This window comes from Pseudarthrobacter sp. L1SW, from assembly GCF_020809045.1.
In the GTDB taxonomy this organism is placed as follows: Bacteria; Actinomycetota; Actinomycetes; order Actinomycetales; family Micrococcaceae; genus Arthrobacter.
Genome location: NZ_CP078079.1, coordinates 2,870,004 through 2,884,441, shown reverse-complemented (window position 1 = coordinate 2,884,441; position 14,438 = coordinate 2,870,004). Strand labels below are relative to the sequence as shown.

The 14,438-nt window shown below is 63.5% G+C and carries 17 protein-coding genes; 8 read left to right on the top strand and 9 right to left on the bottom strand.

From position 1 onward, the window contains the following. Positions 1 to 112: 112 nt before the first annotated feature. The 7 genes from infA (at position 113) to KTR40_RS13225 (ending at position 4,245) form a co-directional block, all read left to right on the top strand. Positions 113 to 334, top strand: coding sequence for a translation initiation factor IF-1 (gene infA / locus KTR40_RS13255; RefSeq protein ID WP_009358723.1), 222 nt, complete (start codon positions 113 to 115; stop codon positions 332 to 334). Positions 335 to 404: 70 nt separating this feature from the next. Next, a complete protein-coding gene (gene rpmJ / locus KTR40_RS13250) occupies positions 405 to 518 on the top strand; it encodes a 50S ribosomal protein L36 (RefSeq protein ID WP_009358722.1) in 114 nt (37 codons plus the stop codon). Positions 519 to 701: 183 nt separating this feature from the next. Continuing rightward, complete coding sequence (gene rpsM, locus KTR40_RS13245; protein WP_003803743.1) at positions 702 to 1,076, top strand: 30S ribosomal protein S13; 375 nt, start codon at positions 702 to 704, stop codon at positions 1,074 to 1,076. 57 nt (positions 1,077 to 1,133) lie between these two features. Further along, a complete protein-coding gene (gene rpsK, locus KTR40_RS13240; RefSeq protein ID WP_018760435.1) occupies positions 1,134 to 1,535 on the top strand; it encodes a 30S ribosomal protein S11 in 402 nt (133 codons plus the stop codon). Positions 1,536 to 1,666: 131 nt separating this feature from the next. Then, complete coding sequence (locus tag KTR40_RS13235) at positions 1,667 to 2,677, top strand: DNA-directed RNA polymerase subunit alpha (protein WP_013601812.1); 1,011 nt, start codon at positions 1,667 to 1,669, stop codon at positions 2,675 to 2,677. A 72-nt stretch (positions 2,678 to 2,749) separates the two neighbouring features. Then, entirely contained in the window at positions 2,750 to 3,319 is a 570-nt protein-coding gene (gene rplQ / locus KTR40_RS13230; RefSeq protein WP_228404026.1) for a 50S ribosomal protein L17, read from the top strand. A gap of 32 nt (positions 3,320 to 3,351) precedes the next feature. Continuing rightward, on the top strand, positions 3,352 to 4,245 hold the full coding sequence (locus KTR40_RS13225) for a tRNA pseudouridine(38-40) synthase TruA (RefSeq protein ID WP_228404025.1): 894 nt from the start codon (positions 3,352 to 3,354) through the stop codon (positions 4,243 to 4,245). A gap of 68 nt (positions 4,246 to 4,313) precedes the next feature. Here KTR40_RS13225 and KTR40_RS13220 read toward each other — a convergent pair whose 3' ends face one another. Continuing rightward, positions 4,314 to 5,984 carry a cell wall metabolism sensor histidine kinase WalK gene (locus tag KTR40_RS13220; protein ID WP_228404024.1) on the bottom strand — a complete coding sequence of 557 codons (1,671 nt, stop codon included), beginning with the start codon at positions 5,982 to 5,984 and terminating at the stop codon, positions 4,314 to 4,316. 253 nt (positions 5,985 to 6,237) lie between these two features. Between KTR40_RS13220 and KTR40_RS13215 the strand changes: the two genes are divergently transcribed. Continuing rightward, a complete protein-coding gene (locus KTR40_RS13215) occupies positions 6,238 to 7,029 on the top strand; it encodes a response regulator transcription factor (protein WP_228404023.1) in 792 nt (263 codons plus the stop codon). A 7-nt stretch (positions 7,030 to 7,036) separates the two neighbouring features. Here KTR40_RS13215 and KTR40_RS13210 read toward each other — a convergent pair whose 3' ends face one another. The 8 genes from KTR40_RS13210 to KTR40_RS13175 form a co-directional block, all read right to left on the bottom strand. Further along, positions 7,037 to 7,501 (bottom strand): Hpt domain-containing protein, encoded by a 465-nt coding sequence (locus KTR40_RS13210; RefSeq protein WP_228404022.1) that lies wholly within the window; start codon positions 7,499 to 7,501, stop codon positions 7,037 to 7,039. Positions 7,502 to 7,595: 94 nt separating this feature from the next. After that, positions 7,596 to 8,480 (bottom strand): type II secretion system F family protein, encoded by an 885-nt coding sequence (locus KTR40_RS13205; protein ID WP_228404021.1) that lies wholly within the window; start codon positions 8,478 to 8,480, stop codon positions 7,596 to 7,598. Between the two features lie 7 nt (positions 8,481 to 8,487). Continuing rightward, complete coding sequence (locus tag KTR40_RS13200; RefSeq protein WP_228404020.1) at positions 8,488 to 9,420, bottom strand: type II secretion system F family protein; 933 nt, start codon at positions 9,418 to 9,420, stop codon at positions 8,488 to 8,490. Positions 9,421 to 9,428: 8 nt separating this feature from the next. After that, a complete protein-coding gene (locus KTR40_RS13195) occupies positions 9,429 to 10,946 on the bottom strand; it encodes a CpaF family protein (RefSeq protein WP_228404019.1) in 1,518 nt (505 codons plus the stop codon). Further along, positions 10,946 to 12,142, bottom strand: coding sequence for an AAA family ATPase (locus tag KTR40_RS13190; protein ID WP_228404018.1), 1,197 nt, complete (start codon positions 12,140 to 12,142; stop codon positions 10,946 to 10,948). The genes KTR40_RS13195 and KTR40_RS13190 overlap by 1 nt, the downstream gene beginning before the upstream one ends. Further along, a complete protein-coding gene (locus KTR40_RS13185) occupies positions 12,139 to 12,897 on the bottom strand; it encodes a Flp pilus assembly protein CpaB (RefSeq protein WP_228404017.1) in 759 nt (252 codons plus the stop codon). Before KTR40_RS13185 ends, KTR40_RS13190 begins: the two co-directional genes overlap by 4 nt. 35 nt (positions 12,898 to 12,932) lie before the next feature. After that, positions 12,933 to 13,973 carry a pilus assembly protein TadG-related protein gene (locus tag KTR40_RS13180; RefSeq protein WP_370633137.1) on the bottom strand — a complete coding sequence of 347 codons (1,041 nt, stop codon included), beginning with the start codon at positions 13,971 to 13,973 and terminating at the stop codon, positions 12,933 to 12,935. Beyond that, the gene (locus KTR40_RS13175) at positions 13,961 to 14,335 is read right to left on the bottom strand and encodes a TadE/TadG family type IV pilus assembly protein (protein ID WP_228404015.1); all 375 of its coding nucleotides are present in this window, start codon (positions 14,333 to 14,335) and stop codon (positions 13,961 to 13,963) included. Before KTR40_RS13175 ends, KTR40_RS13180 begins: the two co-directional genes overlap by 13 nt. Between the last annotated feature and the right edge of the window lie 103 nt (positions 14,336 to 14,438).

Here is a 14,438-nt window from a genome sequence, read left to right as displayed (position 1 = left end):
TGGACTGCCACGCCCTTTTGGGTCTGGAACCGGCAATCGATCCAACCAAAACGTTCGTGGCCATGCCCGGTGCAATCCGGCAGGGCTGCGGCAACAACAGTTAGCGGAGGGTATGGCCAAGAAGGACGGGGTCATTGAGATCGAAGGCGTTGTGACCGAGGCGCTGCCTAACGCGATGTTTCGCGTTGAGCTCACCAACAAGCACATCGTTCTGGCACACATCTCTGGAAAGATGCGTCAGCACTACATCCGAATCCTCCCAGAGGACCGCGTAGTGGTGGAGCTGAGCCCGTACGACCTCACCCGTGGTCGTATCGTCTACCGCTACAAGTAAATTGCTGGGCGGCTTCAGTGAATGCTGACTGCCGCTCCAGCTGACCAACTGTTACACGCAAAGGAATGCCATGAAGGTCAAGCCGAGCGTCAAGCAGATCTGCGAAAAGTGCAAAGTGATCCGCCGTAATGGCCGGGTCATGGTGATCTGCGAGAACCCGCGCCACAAGCAGCGCCAGGGCTAATTTCCCTTCACCGGGAAATCCTGGGTTGCTAACCCACGCAAGTAAATAAAGGCAGCACAAGCTGATCTGGAACATTGAGCTCGAAAGAGTCCGGACAGCTAACCCCCGGTCGGAGGCTGGGGCCGCACAGAACGTGCGGGTGTACTGCCTAGGACCTCCGGTTTATCAAGGAGTACTGCCACTATGGCTCGTCTCGCTGGCGTAGACATTCCCCGCGAAAAGCGGCTGGAAATTGCGCTTACTTACATCTACGGCGTGGGCAAGACCCGTGCACACGAAACCCTGGCTGCCACGGGCATCAGCGCTGACGTTCGCGTCAAGGACCTGACTGACGCCCAGCTGGTTGAGCTGCGTGACTACATTGAAGGCAACTACAAGGTTGAGGGTGACCTTCGCCGCGAAGTAGCAGCAGATATCCGCCGCAAGGTTGAAATCGGCAGCTACGAAGGCCTGCGCCACCGCAAGGGCCTGCCCGTACGCGGACAGCGTACGAAGACCAACGCACGTACCCGCAAGGGCCCGAAGCGTACCGTCGCCGGCAAGAAGAAGGCCCGTTAAAATCCCGGCCGGGATTTTTTACGGAGCATTCCCCAATAACTTTCTGTAGGAGAAAAAATGCCCCCGAAGACTCGTGGCGCGGTTCGCAAGCCGCGTAAGAAGGACAAGAAGAATATCGCGCTTGGCCAGGCGCACATCAAGAGCACTTTTAACAACACCATCGTTTCCATCACGGACCCGAGCGGCGCTGTTATCTCTTGGGCTTCCTCAGGTGAGGTTGGCTTCAAGGGCTCGCGTAAGTCCACCCCGTTCGCAGCCCAGATGGCTGCCGAAGCTGCTGCCAAGCGTGCGCAGGAGCACGGCATGCGCAAGGTAGACGTTTTCGTCAAGGGCCCGGGCTCCGGACGCGAGACCGCCATCCGTTCGCTCCAGGCCGCCGGCCTCGAGGTTGGCTCCATCCAGGACGTCACCCCCGCTGCGCACAACGGCTGCCGCCCGCCGAAGCGCCGCCGCGTCTAAGGCTTCCAGCGCCGCTTGAGCTTGCCCGGACCGTCGATGGTCCGGGCAAGCCCAGCGCGTTAAGTCTTCAGACCGAATTTCCACCACCTGTGTTGCGTCATATAGCGGATGCTCGCCGAAAGGAAACCTAAGTGCTCATTGCACAGCGCCCCACCCTCTCCGAAGAGGTAGTCTCCGAAAACCGTTCGCGTTTCATCATTGAACCGCTGGAACCGGGCTTCGGCTACACCCTCGGAAACTCCCTCCGCCGTACCCTGCTCTCCTCCATCCCCGGTGCTGCCGTAACCAGCATCCGGATCGATGGCGTGCTGCACGAGTTCACCACGGTTCCGGGTGTGAAGGAAGATGTCACTGAGATCATCCTGAACATCAAGAGCCTGTCGGTCTCCTCTGAGCACGACGAGCCGGTTGTCGCATACCTGCGCAAGCAGGGCCCCGGAGTCGTCACCGCCGCGGACATCGCTCCGCCGGCCGGCGTCGAATTCCACAACCCGGATCTGCACATCGCCACGCTGAACTCGAAGGGCAAGTTCGAACTCGAACTGACCATCGAGCGCGGCCGCGGCTACGTTTCGGCAGCTCAGAACAAGTCCGGCGACGCAGAGATCGGCCGTATCCCGGTCGACTCCATCTACTCGCCGGTGCTGAAGGTTACTTTCCGCGTGGAAGCAACCCGTGTTGAGCAGCGCACCGACTTCGACAAGCTGATTGTCGACGTCGAGACCAAGCAGGCCATCGCCCCGCGCGATGCTGTTGCTTCCGCAGGCACCACCCTGGTGGAGCTCTTCGGTCTGGCACGTGAGCTGAACACCGCAGCTGAAGGTATCGAGATCGGTCCGTCGCCCACCGACGCTGCCCTGGCAGCCGACATGGCACTGCCGATCGAGGATCTGGACCTTACCGTCCGTTCCTACAACTGCCTCAAGCGTGAGGGCATCCACACCGTGGGTGAACTCGTTGCCCGCTCCGAGGCTGACCTGATGGACATCCGCAACTTCGGTGCAAAGTCCATTGACGAGGTCAAGGCAAAGCTGGTTGAACTGGGCCTGTCCCTCAAGGACTCGCCTCCCGGTTTTGACCTCGCAGCACGCGCCGCAGCAATCGAAGAGGACGACGCCGCCTTCGGCGACGACGAACTCTAAACCAGACCTTGGCCGGCGGGCAGGGCACCACGGTGTGCAGCGCCCACGGCTTCCATTTGAGGAGAAACAATTATGCCTACCCCCACTAAGGGTCCGCGCCTCGGAGGCGGCCCGGCTCACGAGCGCCTCATGCTCGCGAACCTGGCAGCATCCCTGTTCGAGCACAAGCGGATCACCACCACGGTGACCAAGGCGAAGCGCCTGAAGCCGTACGCAGAGCGCCTGGTGACTTTCGCCAAGCGTGGCGACCTTGCTTCCCGCCGCCGCGTGCTCGGCCTGATCAGCAACAAGGGCGTCGTCCACGAGCTGTTCACCGACATTGCCCAGGCAGTGGAGAACCGCGACGGCGGCTACACCCGCATCACCAAGATCGGCAACCGCAAGGGCGACAACGCCCCCATGGCTGTCATCGAGCTGGTCCTCGAGCCCGTTTCCGCCAAGCAGGCCGTTGTAGCCGAGGCTACCCAGGCTGCTGCCAAGGCCGCTCCGGCTGCCGAGGAAGCACCCGAGGCTGAGGCTACCGATGCTCCGGCCGAGGAAACCACCGAGGCTCCTGCCGCTGAAGAGGCTGCAACCGAAGAGGCTCCGGCCGCTGAGGAAACTGCTGAAGAGCCCGCTGCCGAGGAGAAGGACGCGAAGTAATTCGCTGACTTCCTTCGCATAGACTTGAGTCTATGAACGACCAAAAACCCGCTGCCCCCGTTTTGGGGGGCGGCGGGTTTTTGCGTGTCCGGCTTGATGTGTCCTACGACGGCGGCCCGTTCAGCGGGTGGGCATTGCAGCCAGGGCTGCGGACGGTCCAGGGAGTCCTGGAAGAGGCCCTGCACCTGCTGGTCCGCCGGCCGATCCGGGTCACCGTCGCAGGCCGGACTGACGCCGGGGTGCACGCACGCGGCCAGGTTGTCCATCTCGACCTGACCGAAGCCGAGTGGCGGGGACTCCCGCGCGGGCACGAACTGGATCCCGCCGTCGCCATGCTGCGCAGGATCCGTGGCGCCCTCAGCCGCATCCTCGGGGATCTCACCGGGGCGGTGGAGGTGCACCGGATTTCACTGGCCCCGCCCGGCTTCGACGCACGGTTCTCGGCCCTCTGGCGCCGCTACAGCTACCGCATTGCGGACGGGCCTGCCCTGTGGGACCCGCTGGGCCGGTACTCCACCCTGTGGCACAAGAACCCGCTGGACGTTGGCCTGCTGAACGAAGGTGCGTCCAAGCTCCTGGGGCTGCAGAACTTCCTGTCCTTCTGCAAGCCGCGCGAGGGCGCCACCACCATCCGGGAGCTGCAGCGCTTCGAGTTCACCCGCGCGGAGGACGGCGTCATTGTGGCCACCGTCCAGGCGGACGCGTTCTGCCACAACATGGTGCGTGCCCTGATCGGCTCCGCCCTGTATGTGGGCGAGGGCGTGGAAGAACCGGGCTGGCTGTACGAGCGGCTGCTGGCCCGGAAACGCGACGCGAAGTCCGTGCTGGCCGCGCCGCATCCGCTGGTGCTGGAGGAAGTGGCCTACCCGTCCGACGACGAGCTGCTGGCACGTGCCGAACTCACCAGGGCGCTGCGCGAGCACTAGTCCCCATCGATTGCTGCGTAGACGCCGTTTTGAGCTGCTAAAAGGGCAGTTACGGAGCACTCGATTCTCTAGAACGACGGCGGCGGGCCGTCCGCCGGGAGCGTCAGCGTGAACGTGCTGCCCTTTCCCTGGCCGCTCTCGCAGGTGATGGTGCCGCCGTGCCCCTCCACGATCATCTTGGTGATGGACAGGCCCAGGCCAGCGCCGGAAATGGCCGCCTTCCGCGCAGATTCCGTCCGGAAGAAACGCTTGAAGACACTGGCAGTGTCCTCACTGCTCATGCCCATCCCCGTGTCGCTGACGCTGAGCCGGACCCAATCCTCACTGAAGCTGGCGCTGACGCTGACCGTGCCGCCGTCGGGGGAGTACTTGATGGCGTTGGAGACGAGGTTGTCCAGTGCCTGCCCGATCCGCAGCGGGTCCGCGTAGGCCCACAGCGGCGAGGGAACGTCAGCCCTGAGCTCGATGTGTGCCCGCTCTGCCTCGGCCTGCGCGGAGCCGAGGCTGGTTTCCACCAGGCTGGCCAGGTCTGTCCGCTTGGGGTGCACGTTGAGGGCAGCCGACGCCGACGCCGAGAGGTCCGCCACAAGGGCCATCAGCCGCTCCGCGTTCCGCTGGACCACCAGCAGGCGCCGGGCTGCCTGCGGCGGCAGTTCCGCGCCGACGTCGTCCAGGACAAGGTCGATGTTGCCGATGATGGAGTTCAGGGGCGTCTTGAACTCGTGGGAGACGTTGGTGACGAGTTCCTGGTTGGCCGCCAGGGCCTCCACCCAGCCGGTGACATCGCTGTACACCACCACTGCGCCGTTGAAGCTGCCGTCCTCCTTGACCAAGGGCCGCGCGGCCGTGGATACGGCGCGCTGCTCTGCACCTTCACCGGCCCACACCAGGTAGTCGGCGAAGGACTCGCCCGCGATCGCCCGGCTGATGGGGCGTTTCTCCGGCGGCAGCAGGGTCCGCCTGTCCTGGCCGAAGATCAGCTGGTGTCCCTGCCCCGGCACGGCATCGTCGGCACCGGTGGCCCGGCGGAAGTTCCGCTGCCTGTCGTTGGAGACGAGGAAGTGGCCGGAACGGTCGACGGCGGCAATTCCTACGTCAGTTGCGTCCAGCACCGTCTGGAGCAGCTTTTCCCGTTCCCGGCTCTCGCGCAGCAGCTTCCTGAGCTCCCTGTCCTTCTCAGCGAGTTCACGCTGCTGGATGCGGACGTGAATACTGGCGAACCGGATGGCGAGGGACACGGCGAGCATCATGAGGGGGAAGAGGACCACGGTGGTGACGTCCGAGGCGGTCACGTTGGGGAAACGTCCGGCCACAGTGGGGACCATGATGAACAGTGGGCCAACAAAGCTGAGTACCATGCTGCTGCGCGTCAGCATTCCCGAGGCGGAAAGCCAGATCACCGGGAACACCACCAGGACGGCCAGGCCCGGGAGGAGCGGAGCAGCGCCGTTGCGCAGGAGCCCGATGGCGGCGAAGTCCAGGATGGGGACCAGCAAGTAGGGCCGGTGGGCAAGGCGTTCCCACGGCACCAGGAAGCAGCCCAGGAAGAGGATGCCGTGCAGGAGGATTCCGGCCATATAGAGGGGACTGTGCAGCAACGTTGGCCAGGCGGCGGGCGTGGCGGCCGCCAGGGCGGCAACGATCAAGGTGAGCGGCAGCTGGCACAGAACTACCTGGGCCCGGGGTCCGAGACCTCGGAAAAACCGTGCAGGTCCACGCTGGAACAGGTGCTCAGCCATGAGTGCGTTTCAAACCCCGCGGACCTGAATTGAGAGGCCGGGCGGCAAGTGCGTTCGAATTCCTGCGGGTCACCCTTAGCACATCCTTTCGGCTCGTAATCCACATGTCTTGTCATGATAATTGACTTTCTGAAATGAATGGGGATGAAGATGTGATCAGCAGGGTGAACGAGTAGCGTATAAATGGTTGGAGCGGGTATGGCATTGGCGCTGGGCTGATGGGGGGCCATGTCCGCCTGGCATGGGGATATCAATGGACGAACTTGGTGTGGCTGTAGTAATTGAAGACGATGCCGACGTGCGCAACCTCCTTGAAGGAGTGTTGACGCAGGCAGGTTTTGAAGTACATACAGCGGCAGACGGACGGGCCGGTGTGGAAGTGGTCCGCAATAAGCAGGCAAACGTGGTGACGCTGGATATCGGGCTTCCGGATATCGACGGTTTTGAAGTACTGCGGCGGATCCGACATTTCAGCAACGCCTACGTGGTGATGCTGACCGGCAGGACAGAGGAGCCGGACCTGCTGTCCGCACTCAATGCAGGTGCGGACGACTACATCGCCAAGCCTTTCCGGCCCAGGGAACTGCGCGCCCGCGTTGCCGCCATGATGCGCAGGCCGCGGCATGAGATCCACGCCCAGAAGCAGACCGTGCCCGGGTGGGGAGCACCGCCCGCGGCGGCCGCCGTCCCGCGGACCCACGACTCCGCCATCCTGCAGCACAATGGACTGACGCTGAACCACCGCACGCGAACGGTGGAGATCAAAGGCGAGCCGCTTGGGCTCACACGCAGTGAGTTCGATCTGCTCCACGTGCTGCTGCGCGGCGGCGGCGCAGTGTGCACCCGGGCGGACCTGGTCCGGGCTGTGCGGGGCGAGTTCTATGACCACGACACGTACATCAGCGAGGCGGACGAACGCGCCGTCGAAGTCCACGTCGGAAACCTGCGGCGCAAGCTCAAGGAGGACCAGGTATCCCCGCGCTGGCTGCAGACAGTCCGCGGCGTGGGCTACCGGCTGGCTCCCGCAAGGCCGCCGGAAAGGTAAGCAGGATTCAGTCGTTTTCCAGGATGTAGTTGGCCTGGAGCTCGGACACCGTCTGCCCGCCGTCCTCGGCCACCCGCGCCATCAGCACCTGGCCCTGGCCGAAGTCACCCATCCGGATGACCGCTTCCAGCAGTTCCGCAAGTTTGGCCAGCCGGAGCCCGCCCACCATGGCTGACGTGATCTTCAGGCTGATCACGGCATCCAGGGCTGAGGCCCGGTCCTGGCTGGCAACGGCTGCTGCCAGCCGGGCGTAGCGCTGGTCCCACATGGCCGCGTAGTCGCGGGCGAATCGCTGGGCCAGGCCGGAGCCGGCGAGCTCGTCCTCGAGCTCTTCGAGGACGGCTGCGTCAACGAGCGGCAAGAGTCCGGCCGCTTCCTGTGAGAGTGGGGTTCCTGCTGCTGAAGCGACCCCGGACGGAAGGGAGTCCGCAGCGGCGGCCTCGCTGCCGGAACCGGGATCTTGACTGTGCATTGTTCAAGGCTACTTCCTGTAATTCTTTCCGTTGTCCTATTTCGGGTGATCCTGTGGAAACCTTGAGCGATTTTGCAGCCGGCACTGGGATGCCCTACTGCGAGCTGAAAGTCACCACTGTATTGATGACGGCCGGGCCAAGAATGGCAATGAACAGGACCGGGAAAATGAAGAAGAGCAGCGGGAACAGGATCATCACGGGAAGCTTCATTGCCTTTTCTTCTGCGCGCTGGCGCCGCTTTACGCGCATCACCTTCGCCTGGACCCGGAGCACCCGGCTGATGGCAATGCCGTAGGTGTCCGCCTGGACCACGGCCTGCACAAAACTGCGCAGCTCCGGGATATTGGTCCGTTCGGCAAGCGCCTGGTACGACTCCCTGCGGCTGCGGCCCACCTGCATGTCCTGGAGGGTGCGGACCAGTTCCTCGGCGAGCGGACCCTTGCCGTTTTCTCCGGCGCGGGCCATGGCCCCTTCAAAACCCAGGCCAGCCTCCACCGAGATCAGCATCTGGTCCAGCGTGTTGGCCAGCTCCAGCTGCATGACTTTCTGGCGTTCGATTCCCTTGCTGTACAGCAGGAGGTCCGGGATGAAGTAGCCCAGGAAGAGGACGAAAAGGCCCGCCAGTTTCATGAGCGGCGAGCTTCCGATCGCCGTCAAGTAAATGCCAACGGTGACACCCGCCAAGCCGATTCCCAGCTTGGAACCGAGGACCTTGCCCAGCGGCATGGACGCGGGCCGCCCCGCGAGGGACAGCAAGCGGTCCAGGAACGCTACGTAGGCCGATGGGGTCAGGCGCCGGCCGATGCCTTCGAGCATGCCGGGCTCGGCGGTTGGGGCAGCGGTGACGGGTGCGGCACCGCGGGCCAAGAGCTCACTGGCTGCCAGGCGGCCTTGTTTGTCCACGGTCAGGACGGACCAGGCCATCCCTGCCAAGGGGACACACACCAGCAGGATGGAGAGGAGAACTGTCAGGTTCATGGCTTCCTCAGAACTTCAGGTCGATGATTTTGCGCATCCACAGCGCACCGATGGTCATGAGGACGAACGATGCCCCGATCATCGCCCAGCCCAGGGGATGGGTGAACATGGAGTTCATGTAGTTGGGACTTACGGCGAGCAGCATGGCCACGATGCCGAAGGGCATGGCGATGAGGATGTAGGCGGAGAACTTGCCCTCTGCTGCCAAGGCCTTGATATGGCCCTTGATTTCGGCGCGCTCGCGGATGGTTTCATTGACCTGGTCCAAGACGTCGGCCAGGTTGCCACCCACTTCGCGGTTGATCTGGATTGCTTGGGAGATCCAGACGAAGTCCTCGTTTTTCATCCTGTCGGCGGTGTCGTTGAGGGCGGCCAGCAAGTCGCGGCCCAGGCTGGTCTCCGTGATGACCCGCCGCATCTCCTCTGACGTGGGTTTCTGTGATTCCGAAGCCGCCGCGTCGATGGCCCGCAGGATGCTGTGCCCGGCGCGGAGTCCGCCGGAAAGGAGTTGCAGGGTGTCGCCGAGTTGGCTGTCAAAGGTGGCGCGGCGTTTTCCGGCCAGGAATCCAAGGACGAGCTTCCCAATAAAAGGTGCCAGCAGCGCAAGGAGAAGCCCGACCAGTGGGCCAACGGTGACGATGCCCACCAGCATGCCCACGCCGGCGCCGATTCCCACCAGCAGGAAGAACTCGGCCTGGCTGAGGCGAAGTCCGGCATTCTCAAGTTCGGCCCGAGCGAACAGCGTAATGTTCCTGCCCGCCAGGAGCCGTTCGAATGACCGGACGGCGGAGAGCGCCACCCGAGTCAGTGAGGAGGACGGTTCCGGGTCAAATGGACGACGGCGGTCCAGGGGGACCTCGGGTGTGCTCGGCAGGAGCACAACGGCCCCGAACAGGATGACGGCTGCGAGCAGGACTACTGCTCCAACGGCGAGGATCATGGCGGACGTCACCTGCCGCCGTGGTTTTGACCGGCCGGGGTTTGGCCCAATACAGGCTGCGGCCCGGCGAAGACGCTGGGGGACACATGGATACCCAAGTCCTCAAACCGATCGATGAAGTGGGGCCGAATGCCGGTGGCCACAGGCTTACCGAGGAACCGGCCCTGGGCGTCCACACCTGCGGAGTAGTCGAAGACGAACGCGTCCTGGAGAGTCACGATGTCTCCTTCCATGCCTTGGACTTCGGTGACGTGGGTGATACGGCGGGAGCCGTCGCGGAGCCGGGAGATTTGGACGATGAGATTGACGGCGGAAGCGATCTGTTCGCGGATAGCGCGCAATGGAAGGTCCATGCCGGCCATCAGCACCAGGGTTTCGAGTCGGGCCACGGCGTCGCGGGGTGAGTTGGAGTGCACGGTTGAAAGGGAACCGTCGTGGCCGGTGTTCATGGCCTGGAGCATGTCCAGGGATTCCCCGCCGCGGACCTCACCCACCACAATCCGGTCCGGGCGCATACGCAGGGAGTTCCGGAGCAGTTCGCGGATGGTTACCTCGCCTTTGCCTTCTGTGTTCGGCGGGCGGCTTTCGAGGCGGACCACGTGCTGCTGCTGGATCTGGAGTTCCACGGCGTCCTCGATGGTGACGATGCGCTCGTCAGAGGGCAGGAAGGAGGACAGCACATTGAGGAGCGTGGTCTTGCCGGTGCCCGTACCGCCTGAGACGATGATGTTGAGTTTGGCTTTGACGCAGGCATTGAGCAGTTCGGCCATCTCCGGCGTCAAGGTTCCGAAATCGATAAGGTTCCGGACAGTCAGCGGCGTCTTGCTGAACTTACGGATTGTCAGCGAGGATCCGCCCACGGCCAGCGGCGGGATGACGGCGTTGACACGGGAACCGTCCTCGAGGCGGGCGTCCACCAGCGGGGAGGACTCGTCAATGCGGCGGCCCACCTTCGAGACGATCCGCTCAATCACTTTGCGCAGGTGTTCCTCGGAGCTGAACTGGGATTCCGTCAGCGTCAGCTTGCCCTTGCGTTCCACGTAGATCTGGTCCATGCGGTTAACCATGATTTCGGTGACTGCGGGATCATCCAGCAGCCGCTGGAGAGGGCCGTAGCCCAGCACGTCGTCGGCAACGTCGCGGACCAGGCGCGTGCGTTCCTCGGGCGTCAGCGGAACCTGTTCGGCGTCAATGATCCGCGTAAGTTCTTCCTTCGCGGTGGTCCGCAGCTCCTGCTCCGTCGCCGTCGCGTCATTGAAGCGCGTGCCCATCCGCTCGAACAGGGCGGTGGCCGCCCTGTTCTTCATCGCCGCGAAGACATCCACGGGCTGAGCCTTGGGCACACTGGGGGCACCGGCGTCGGGCGTTGAAAGGTCGACGGCGGGACGGGCAAGAAGGTGCCCCGGATCGCTCTCCCCCGTCGGGGCCGAGGAAGTCACGGGACGCGGCGGTTCGAGCAGCCCAATGCTGCTGCCGGACGCCTGGTTGCGGTCCTGAACCGCGCTGATCCGCTCGGAGAGCTTCATCAGATGACCACCCTTCGGTGAAGCTTGCGCTGGGCCTGGGTACGCCACGCCGGGTTGAACCGCTCCACCAGTTGGCGGAGGCTCTTCACAGCGGGGTCCTTTTTGGATTCCTGGAGGACGGGGATGCCCCGGTTCGTGGACAGGGCCACGGCGCGGGACCGGGGGACGCTGACGTCCACGGGCGCGCCAATGGTGGACTCGACGTCGCGAACGCTGAGCCCGGCCTTGGCGTCAGCCATGTTCAGGACCACGTGCCGTGACTCGGGCATGATCTCCAGTTGGCGGAGCACCTCAAGGCCGGACCGCAGGCCGCGGAGGCTGGGGATGTCCATTGCGCTGACCCAGACGGCGTCGGTGCACTGCTCCATGGCGGCGAGGCCGATCTCCTGCATCCCGGGGGCCGTATCCAGAACTACGTACTGGAATTCGTGGGACAGCTGTTCCACCAGGTGGCTGACCTGTTCCGGAATGATGTGGTCCGCGTCCACTGGGTTCGGCGGAGCGCACAGGGCGTAGATCCCGGCGGGATGCACAGTGAGAAAGGCTTTGAGGACCAGGGAGTCCTGGGCGGCTGCGGGGGTGACTGCGTCAGTGACGGTGTGCTCGGGGTTGAGGTACAGGCCGGAGGCGACGTCGCCGAACTGCAGGTCAAGGTCAACGATCACCACGCTCATCGGCGCGATCTGGCCGAGCCCGATGGCGATGTTGGTGGCCAGGGTGGTCTTGCCTACACCGCCCTTGGGCGAGAAGACGCCGATCACGAGGCCTTTGCCGCTGTTTTCCGTTTGAATGGATTCGGGGCCGCGGTTGCGCGTGGCAAACGACTGGCAGGCCCGCTCCAGCAGCACGCGGATTTCGGCGGCATCGGCCTGCGGGCTGAGGATGTCGCGGATTCCTGCGCGCATGGCGTGGACGAGGTACGACGGGTCAATGTCGCTGACCAGCACAAGGCTGAGGCCGGGGAGCTGGACGTCGAAGACCTTGGCGAACCGCAGCGCCTCCTCGTAGGGGACCTCAGGTCCGATGATCAGGACCTCCGGCTGCTCCTGGTTGAGGAGGGCGAACAATTCGTGTGGTCCGGCCGGGAGGATGTCCGAGGCGATGGTCTGGACGGACCCGCGGAGGCCGTGGGCGACGGCGTCGCGCAGCTTCTGGTCGAACTCGGCGCTGGGGGAGAGCAGGACGAAGCGGCTCACTTGTAGACCACTTCCTTGCGTTCGATCTTGGGTCCGTTGTCCTGGGCGTCGAGGGGTTCCTTGGTGAGCCACAGAGTGCCGTTGATGGAGGTGAAGATGATCTTGCTGGCTTCGACGTCGGTCACGGCGACGGTGATCATGAGGGAGCCCTCTGGGAGGGTGGTGTCCGCGGGATCTGCCTGGCCTTCGGCTGGCTTCTGGGTGCTAACAGGCTGAGGGGCCCGCTGGACAGCGGTAACCAGGACCTTGCGCAGCGTGAGCTGTGTTGTTGCGTCATCTGCCTTGGCCTTATAGGCACCGCTCTCGAAGTTCAGGGCGATACCTACATGGTCGCCCACATCAATCCGGCCACCCACCACGCGCTTTGGTTCCACCTCGAAGGAGACTTCCTGCAGTCCGGCGGGCACCTTGACGGCGCCTTGGGTTTTGACGTCGGCAGGGGCGACGAGCCGCTCGGCGAGGAGCTGTTCGCCCGGAACCAGGTCCACGGCGCTGACGGTGCCGGCCTTGTTGTCCAATGTGCTCAAGGCTGTATCGGATACTCCGGCGGCGGGAAGCTTCTCCACCACGAGGGAGGCAACCATGTCGTTAACAGGGGTGCCGGCGGGAATGGCGGTCTTCACCACCAGTACATCAACCGGCTGGGTGGTGGCAATGGCACGCTGGTCGGCGCCCTGCGCATAGAAAATGATGAGTAGGGCACCCACAATCGCCAAGGCAACCGCGGCGCTTCCTGCCACTAGGCGAGACTTCACTTATTTGCTCCTGGTGAGGTGTAACTGGGTTCGGGTCAGGGGGACATGCGGACGATCGTGGCACCGTACTCGTCCACGGGTCCGAGCGTGTAGCCATCGGCGAGGGAGACGTACTTGACGAACTTGCCGATAATGCCGCGGCACTCACCCGTGCAGGCCGTCGTGGAGGTGACGCCGGTCGTCGTCGAACTTTCGCTACGGAACTCGTAGGGCAGGCCGGCGCTTCCCGTGAATTTCCAGCCCGTCACCTCAAAGGCAGCAAAGGACACCAATCCATAGATGGCGCCGTTGCCGGTTCCGGTGACCTTGTTGAAGATCGGAAGGAGGACTATGACCTTCCGGCCGGCGTTGATATCGTCTGCCCACTTCTGCAGGGTGGTCCCGCAGTTGCCCGGGGCGTTGTTGCCTGGGTCGCTACCGCCTTCACTGACGGCTAGGTCTATGGTTCCACCGCACTTACCCTGGTCCTGGACCAGCCAGCCAAAACCCCCTTCGACAGCCGCCCCGGACGGGCCGTAGTTGCAGTCGAGGTTGGAGTTCTTGCCGTGTTCCTGTAGGAGCTGGAGCGAGCCTCCGATGTTGTCCTTGACCTGGCAGATGGAGAAGGCCAGAGGAAAGGCGGTACGGCCGGCCATGGGACTACCCCAGACGGCTGATGCCCGGGCACCGACTTCCTTGGTTGGAATGCCGAGAACGTCCGCAAAGAACAGGGAGACGGAGTTGTCTGTGCCCCCGATTTCCTTGGCAGACGTGGTAACGCTGACCTTCCTCGTCGTTTTATCGAGGTCGATGGCGCGTACCTTGCTCATGCCGTCAAGTGCGTTCTCGTTCGCAAGGGTGTCGGCAAGTGCTGACGTTGTCGAACATTCCACTCCGTTTGCGTCCCGGGCGCATTTCTGAGCCGTGGCGACTGCAGAGGCGTCCGCACCATTTTGCAGCTGGGCGCGTTCTGAATAGATCACTCCGACGTCGACAGCGATTGCCACGAAGCCGAGGAGGGCCACGAGAAGGATGGCTACAATGACGCTGATGGCGCCATGTTCGTCTGATGCATTGCCCGTGGTCATCCGCCGCACAGCATCACCCCCTTGCCCGTCATGGGGAAAGGGCCGGCGATGCCGGTGATGGTTGACAAGTTGAACCTGATCGTGAGGGTGACCTGGTTACCCGTGCTGCAAACATCGGTGCTTAAGTTGATATCTGAATCTGAGATTGCTGTGCTGACGGACGACGCAGCATCCTTTGCTGCAGCCCTGGCAGCCATTGGGTCGTTGGCAATCGCCATGACCCGAACTCCCTCTCGGCCCGCGTTGGTGAGGGTGATCTGGGCGTTGTACGCCCGGCCAAATTCGATGGTTCCGAGGACGAGCATGAGGAGCACGGGAAGCAGGATCGCAAATTCAACTGCGGCAGCACCGCGCTCCGATGGTTCATGCATCTTCCCGCGTCCCTCCATTTTCCACCGTTTAGGCGTGTATACAGTTTGTGCGGTGCAGGCTTGGGCTGCACCGCACAACGGTCGAACAGTGTTAGGTCGTCAG

What these genes read in the sequence shown, in the direction of transcription:
- infA (WP_009358723.1), top strand. Translation starts at nt 113, where the DNA reads ATGGCCAAGAAGGACGGGGTCATTGAGATCGAAGGCGTTGTGACCGAG.
- rpmJ (WP_009358722.1), top strand. Translation starts at nt 405, where the DNA reads ATGAAGGTCAAGCCGAGCGTCAAGCAGATCTGCGAAAAGTGCAAAGTG.
- rpsM (WP_003803743.1), top strand. Translation starts at nt 702, where the DNA reads ATGGCTCGTCTCGCTGGCGTAGACATTCCCCGCGAAAAGCGGCTGGAA.
- rpsK (WP_018760435.1), top strand. Translation starts at nt 1,134, where the DNA reads ATGCCCCCGAAGACTCGTGGCGCGGTTCGCAAGCCGCGTAAGAAGGAC.
- rplQ (WP_228404026.1), top strand. Translation starts at nt 2,750, where the DNA reads ATGCCTACCCCCACTAAGGGTCCGCGCCTCGGAGGCGGCCCGGCTCAC.
- KTR40_RS13225 (WP_228404025.1), top strand. Translation starts at nt 3,352, where the DNA reads ATGAACGACCAAAAACCCGCTGCCCCCGTTTTGGGGGGCGGCGGGTTT.
- KTR40_RS13220 (WP_228404024.1), bottom strand. Translation starts at nt 5,984, where the DNA reads ATGGCTGAGCACCTGTTCCAGCGTGGACCTGCACGGTTTTTCCGAGGT.
- KTR40_RS13215 (WP_228404023.1), top strand. Translation starts at nt 6,238, where the DNA reads ATGGACGAACTTGGTGTGGCTGTAGTAATTGAAGACGATGCCGACGTG.
- KTR40_RS13210 (WP_228404022.1), bottom strand. Translation starts at nt 7,501, where the DNA reads ATGCACAGTCAAGATCCCGGTTCCGGCAGCGAGGCCGCCGCTGCGGAC.
- KTR40_RS13205 (WP_228404021.1), bottom strand. Translation starts at nt 8,480, where the DNA reads ATGAACCTGACAGTTCTCCTCTCCATCCTGCTGGTGTGTGTCCCCTTG.
- KTR40_RS13200 (WP_228404020.1), bottom strand. Translation starts at nt 9,420, where the DNA reads ATGATCCTCGCCGTTGGAGCAGTAGTCCTGCTCGCAGCCGTCATCCTG.
- KTR40_RS13195 (WP_228404019.1), bottom strand. Translation starts at nt 10,946, where the DNA reads ATGAAGCTCTCCGAGCGGATCAGCGCGGTTCAGGACCGCAACCAGGCG.
- KTR40_RS13175 (WP_228404015.1), bottom strand. Translation starts at nt 14,335, where the DNA reads ATGCATGAACCATCGGAGCGCGGTGCTGCCGCAGTTGAATTTGCGATC.